This window comes from Neisseria sp. P0009.S007 (assembly GCF_051962515.1).
Map to the genome: position 1 here is coordinate 48,087 of NZ_JBQCVF010000003.1, position 5,651 is coordinate 53,737.

The following is a 5,651-nucleotide window of genomic DNA, read 5'->3' on the forward strand; positions in this document are numbered from 1 at the left end:
GTCAAGACCACATTGCCCATCCAGTGCGCCCCAAAGACGCGCTCTAAAGGGACATTCCTCATTTGATTGATAAACGGTACTTCTGAAGAAAATTGCGTAGCAATATTCGGAGGCGCAAATTTCAAACCTAAGTCCTGCAATCTATAACGGTGTTGCGCCGTCAAAAACATATCCTCGTGGTGCAGCCGTACCAGCCATTCCATATCGGCAATTTTCTCGTCTTTCGGCGGCAAAGGCGGTCGGATTTCTACATTTAAACCCAGTTGTCGCGGCATGGTTAAAAGCCGCTTGCTGCGCAGGCTGAAACCGCCGTTCTGCGGCTCGTCCAAATTCGGAGAAGTCTGAATCAGATGTTGTTTAGCCAAATATTGGTCGGTTCCTTTCAGGAAAAACTGCCCGTCTGCTTCGGTTTCCAACAAAATCGGCAAAGGTGCGCCGATATAATCATATTCCCGATAGGCATCCTGCCAGTTTTGACCGTTCAACACCCAGCCGTCATTTTGAACGATCAAACAATAATCAGTATCGATGTAATACATCAGTTGGTACAAAACAAACAGATTGTATTCTAAATAACCGAATTTCCGGCAAGGCTGATGTCGGATATTTTCCGGCAAACCTTGCGGACAACTCGGGCTGATCAGCAATCCACGGCTTCCGGGCAATTCGGCGCAGCTGCGGATAATGGCATACATCGTGCCCTCGGTATAAGAATCTGCGCCGGTAATACTAACCACGGTAATGTCAGCAAAACTCATTATATGTTTCTCCTGTTTCAGACGGCCTTTACGTTATTTACGACGCCTTATTGCAGATATCTTTCAAGCGATACAAGGCATCCAAGGCTTCGCGCGGCGTAAGGTTGTCGGGCTGAATTTGCGCCAAAGCTTCAGCCAATTCATTGGTCTGCAAATTATCGACAGGCTCAACTTCTTGTTCTTTCCCTTCCTCATCTTCCCTATTTTCAGACGGCATGGCGCTGAAAATATCCAACTGCGGACGGTTGGCGGCGGCTTGGTTTTCCAAATCGTTTAAATGCTTTTGAGCCGCCTTCAATGCGCGGTTGGGCAGGCCGGCGAGTTTGGCAACGGCGATACCGTAGCTTTTGCTGGCGGGGCCGGGTTCGATGTGGTGGAGGAAGACGATGTCCTGTCCTTGTTCAAGTGCGGAGAGGTGCATATTGACTGCTGTTGCGTGGGCTTCGGGCAGTTTGGTCAGCTCGAAATAGTGGGTGGCGAAGAGGCTGAAGGATTTATTTTTTTGCAGCAGGTGTTCGGCAATGGCTTGGGCAAGGGCGAGGCCGTCAAAAGTCGAAGTGCCGCGACCAACTTCGTCCATAAGGACGAGGGATTGGTCGGTGGCGTGGTGGAGGATGTAGGCGGTTTCGCTCATTTCAACCATGAAGGTGGAGCGGTTGGAGGCTAAATCATCCGATGCGCCGATGCGGGTGAAGATTTGGTCGATAGGGCCGATTTGGGCTGAATCGGCAGGCACGAAGCTGCCGGTGTGCGCCATGAGGACAATATGGGCGACTTGGCGCATGTAGGTGGATTTGCCGCCCATGTTGGGGCCGGTCAGGAGCATGAGGCGGTGTTTGTGGTCGAGGCGGGTGTGGTTGGCGGTGAAGTGGCGCACTTGTTGCTCGACGACGGGATGGCGGCCGTTTTCGATATGGATGACCGGATAGTCGGCGAACTCGGGACAGACGAAACCGCGTTCGGCCGCAATCGCGGCGAAGGTGGAGAGTACGTCGAGGGCGGCGGCGGCTTTGGCGGCTTTTTGAAGCTGGGGAAGGGTCGTCTGAATGTCTTTGAGGAGGGCTTCAAACAGGCGTTTTTCCAATGCCAATGCCTGCTCTTGCGCGGTCAGGACTTTGTCTTCGAAGGTTTTGAGTTCGGGGGTGATGAAGCGTTCGGCGTTTTTCAGGGTCTGGCGGCGTTGGTAGTCGGAGGGGGCTTGTTCGGCCTGGACTTTGGATAGCTCGATGTAGAAGCCGTGGACGCGGTTGAACTCGACTTTGAGGGTGGAGAGGCCGGTGCGTTCGCGTTCGCGCGCTTCGAGGTCGAGCAGGAATTCGTCGCCGTGGTTTTGGATGTGGCGCAGTTCGTCGAGTTCTGCGCAATAGCCTTGGTTGATGACGCCGCCGTCTTTAAGCCAGACGGCGGGTTCGGGCATTACGGCGGCTTTGAGGGTTTCGGCAACGGGCAGGGTTTCGGGGAAAACGGCTTTGAGGGTTTCCAACAGGCTGCTGCCCTCGGCGGATAATTCGATTTCGGATAGGGCAAACAGGCTGTCGCGCAGGGCGGCGAGGTCGCGCGGACGGGCGTTGCCGACGGCGATGCGGGCGGCGATGCGTTCGATGTCTGCGATGTTTTTCAGACGGCCTTGCAGGGTTTCGTATTGCGAACCCAGCGCGGCAACGGCTTCTTGGCGGGCGCGGATATGGACGCGGCTGCGTAAGGGGTGGTGCAGCCAGAGTGCCAAGAGGCGGCTGCCCATGTGGGTGGCGCAGCCGTCGAGTATGGAAAACAGGGTCGGCGATTTTTTGCCGGAGAGGGTTTGCGTGATTTCGAGATTGCGGCGCGTGGCGGCGTCCATGCCGATATATTGGCTGTCGGTTTCGAGCGAAATGCCGTCTAAGTGTTGCGGCATCAGGTTTTGCGTCAGGCGGATGTAGTTCAACAGCGCGCCCGCCGCACCGACAGCGGCTTCGTGTTCCTTGCCGTCCAAACCGAAGCCGTGCAGGTCTTGGCAGCCGAAATATTCGGTCAATAATTTCGCGCCCGCGTCGGCGGCAAACTGCCATGAGTTCAGGCGCGTGATGTTGGCAGAGGTCGTCTGAAAACCATTAGGCAGGCTTTTGCCTTCGGGCAACAGGATTTCCGCCGCCTGCAAACGCGCCAGCTCGTCGGCGAGTTTGTCCGCCGTCGTCAGCTTGGTTTTGAATTCGCCGCTTTGCAAAGATGCCCACGCGATGGCGATGTGTTTTTTATCCGCGTTCACCGCCGCGATGCGGTTGGTTTCCTTGTCTTCCAAAAATGCCGCGTCGGTCAGCGTGCCGGGCGTAACGATGCGCACGACTTTGCGCTCCACCGGTCCTTTGCCCGCGCCGACTTCGCCCACCTGCTCGCACACCGCCACGCTTTTGCCCATCTTCACCAGCCGCGCCAGATACTGCTCCGCCGCATGAAACGGCACACCCGCCATCTTAATCGGCACGCCGTCCATCTGCCCGCGCGTGGTCAGGGTAATGTCCAACAGCTTTGCCGCCTCCACTGCGTCATCCAAAAACAACTCGTAAAAATCGCCCATGCGGTAAAACACCAGCTTGTCGGCGTGTTGCGATTTGATGGCGAGATACTGCTGCATCATCGGGGAAACGGTGGGTTTGGACATGGAAAAGCCTTAGAAACGCAAAAGCGTTATTGTAACAAAAGGCCGTCTGAAAAACAGGTTTCAGACGGCCTTTAACAGCAGCTTGGTTTTAAGCCAAAGCTACTTCCAAATTATCAATCAGGCGCGTGGTACCCAAACGTGCGGCAGCAAGCACCACCAATTCTTTATCGCCAACATGAGCCACTGCCAAACTGTGTGCATGGCGGATTTCAACGTAATCAACCACCCAGCCGGCATCGGTCAAACGGCGGATACATTCGGCTTCAAGCTGGGCGTAATCCAGATTGCCGTTTTTCAAGGCGGCGGCAATGTTTTGTAACTCTTGATAGAGACGGGGCGCTTCTGCGCGTTCTGCTTCGCTCAAATATTGGTTGCGACTGGAAAGTGCCAGGCCGTCTGAAGCGCGACCGGTATCGACAGGAACGATTTCGATATTGAAATTCAAGTCTTCGACAAAGCCTTTGATAATCGCCAGCTGCTGATAGTCTTTTTTGCCGAAACAGGCGGTATCGGGTTGAACAATGTTGAACAACTTAGTCACAACGGTCGCCACGCCGCGGAAATGGCCCGGACGGAATTTGCCGCACAATTCATTTTGCAGGTGCGGAGGCTCGACATTGAAACGCTGTTCCACATTCGGATACAGCTCTTTTTCATCAGGCGCGAACACGACGGCAACGCCCTCGCCTGTCAATTTGTCGGCATCTTGTTGCAAAGTGCGCGGATATTTGTCGAAATCCTCGCCTTGTCCGAATTGCAGGCGGTTGACAAAAATACTGACCACAACGTTATCGGCACGTTTTTTTGCTTCGCGCACCAGCGCAAGATGGCCTTCGTGCAGATTGCCCATGGTCGGTACAAATGCCACTTTTCCGGCAGTTTTGCGCCACTCGCGCAATTCTTTAATCGTATGAATAATTTGCATGGTTTGAAAAATCCTTTATTTTTTCCGCTGTTTCATCAACGGGAATCACGCGCCGATTATACGCTTTTATTCATCGAAAAGGCCGTCTGAAATAAGTTTCAGACGGCCTGGTTTTTATTTTATCCGGCAAACGTATGTTCGACAGATGGGAACGTTTTTGCTTTGACTTCGTCCACATAGGCTTTGACCGCAGCTTGAACGCTGTCTTTGCCCTGCATAAAGTTCTTCACGAATTTGGCGGTTTTACCTGGGAAAATGCCGAGCATATCGTGCATCACCAAAACCTGACCGTCGCAATCCACGCCTGCGCCAATGCCGATGGTCGGGCAAGAAACGGTCTCGGTCACTTTTTTCGCCAATTCCGCAGGAACGCATTCCATCAATACGATTGCCGCACCTGCCGCATCATGCGCTTTAGCGTCGTTGAGCAACGCTTCCGCCTTGTCGCCTCGGCCTTGAACTTTATAGCCGCCGAATGCAAACACGGATTGCGGAGTCAGGCCGATGTGGGCGCAAACAGGGATACCGCGCATTTGCAGAAATTCAGTGGTCTCCGCCATCCAGACACCGCCTTCGAGCTTGACCATATGCGCGCCGGCCGCCATCAACTCAGCCGCCGCCGCAAATGCCTGCTCTTTGCTCTGCTGATAAGCACCAAACGGCAAGTCGCTGACAATCATGGCATTTTTAGTACCGCGAGCCACGCATTCAGTGTGGTAGCACATATCCTGCAAGCTCACCGGCAAAGTGGACTGACGGCCTTGCACCGCCATACCCAAAGAATCACCGACCAGCAGTACATCTACTCCGGCATTGTCCATCAGCGCGGCAAAGCTGGATTCATAAGCGGTCAGCATGGCGATTTTCTCGCCCTCTGCTTTCATTTTTTGCAAAGTGTTTACGGTAATCATGGTGTTTTGTGTGTTCCGCCCGACGGGCAGCCCTTTGTTGTAATGGAAACGCGGTATTATAAGGTCTGCTTTTAAAATATCAAAGCATAAGCAAAAGCCCGACTGCTTTCACAATCGGGCTTTTAATTGGTGCCGGCACCAAGAGTCGAACTCGGGACCCCCTGATTACAAGTCAGGTGCTCTACCAACTGAGCTATACCGGCTTACTGAAATGCCTTGCAGCACCATCAGTCTTTAACTGGTGCCGGCACCAAGAGTCGAACTCGGGACCCCCTGATTACAAGTCAGGTGCTCTACCAACTGAGCTATACCGGCAAGGAAGTCGGCATTATGCCGATAAGTTCCCATCTTGGCAAGCATTTTAAAACAAAGTTACTCACGAAATTATAAAAACCAATGATTTTAAAGAAAATTAAATA

At 53.4% G+C, this 5,651-nt stretch carries 4 protein-coding genes and 2 tRNA genes; all 6 read right to left on the bottom strand.

Translation table 11 applies throughout. The annotated features are described in order from the left end of the window. Positions 1–758, bottom strand: a 758-nt coding sequence (locus tag ACTHS3_RS01100; RefSeq protein WP_440366878.1) for a DUF5672 family protein, incomplete at its 3' end; no start/stop codon positions are given. Positions 759–795: 37 nt separating this feature from the next. Then, positions 796–3,396 (bottom strand): DNA mismatch repair protein MutS, encoded by a 2,601-nt coding sequence (mutS, locus tag ACTHS3_RS01105; protein WP_440361183.1) that lies wholly within the window; start codon positions 3,394–3,396, stop codon positions 796–798. Between the two features lie 88 nt (positions 3,397–3,484). Next, positions 3,485–4,321 (bottom strand): pantoate--beta-alanine ligase, encoded by an 837-nt coding sequence (panC, locus tag ACTHS3_RS01110; protein WP_254323800.1) that lies wholly within the window; start codon positions 4,319–4,321, stop codon positions 3,485–3,487. Positions 4,322–4,440: 119 nt separating this feature from the next. Further along, the gene (panB, locus tag ACTHS3_RS01115; RefSeq protein ID WP_049333454.1) at positions 4,441–5,232 is read right to left on the bottom strand and encodes a 3-methyl-2-oxobutanoate hydroxymethyltransferase; all 792 of its coding nucleotides are present in this window, start codon (positions 5,230–5,232) and stop codon (positions 4,441–4,443) included. Positions 5,233–5,359: 127 nt separating this feature from the next. Then, positions 5,360–5,435 (bottom strand) — tRNA-Thr (locus ACTHS3_RS01120). A gap of 36 nt (positions 5,436–5,471) precedes the next feature. Then, positions 5,472–5,547 (bottom strand) — tRNA-Thr (locus ACTHS3_RS01125). Positions 5,548–5,651 lie beyond the last annotated feature (104 nt).

Coding starts and splice junctions, on each gene's coding strand:
- mutS (WP_440361183.1), bottom strand. CDS start 3,396: ATGTCCAAACCCACCGTTTCCCCGATGATGCAGCAGTATCTCGCCATC.
- panC (WP_254323800.1), bottom strand. CDS start 4,321: ATGCAAATTATTCATACGATTAAAGAATTGCGCGAGTGGCGCAAAACT.
- panB (WP_049333454.1), bottom strand. CDS start 5,232: ATGATTACCGTAAACACTTTGCAAAAAATGAAAGCAGAGGGCGAGAAA.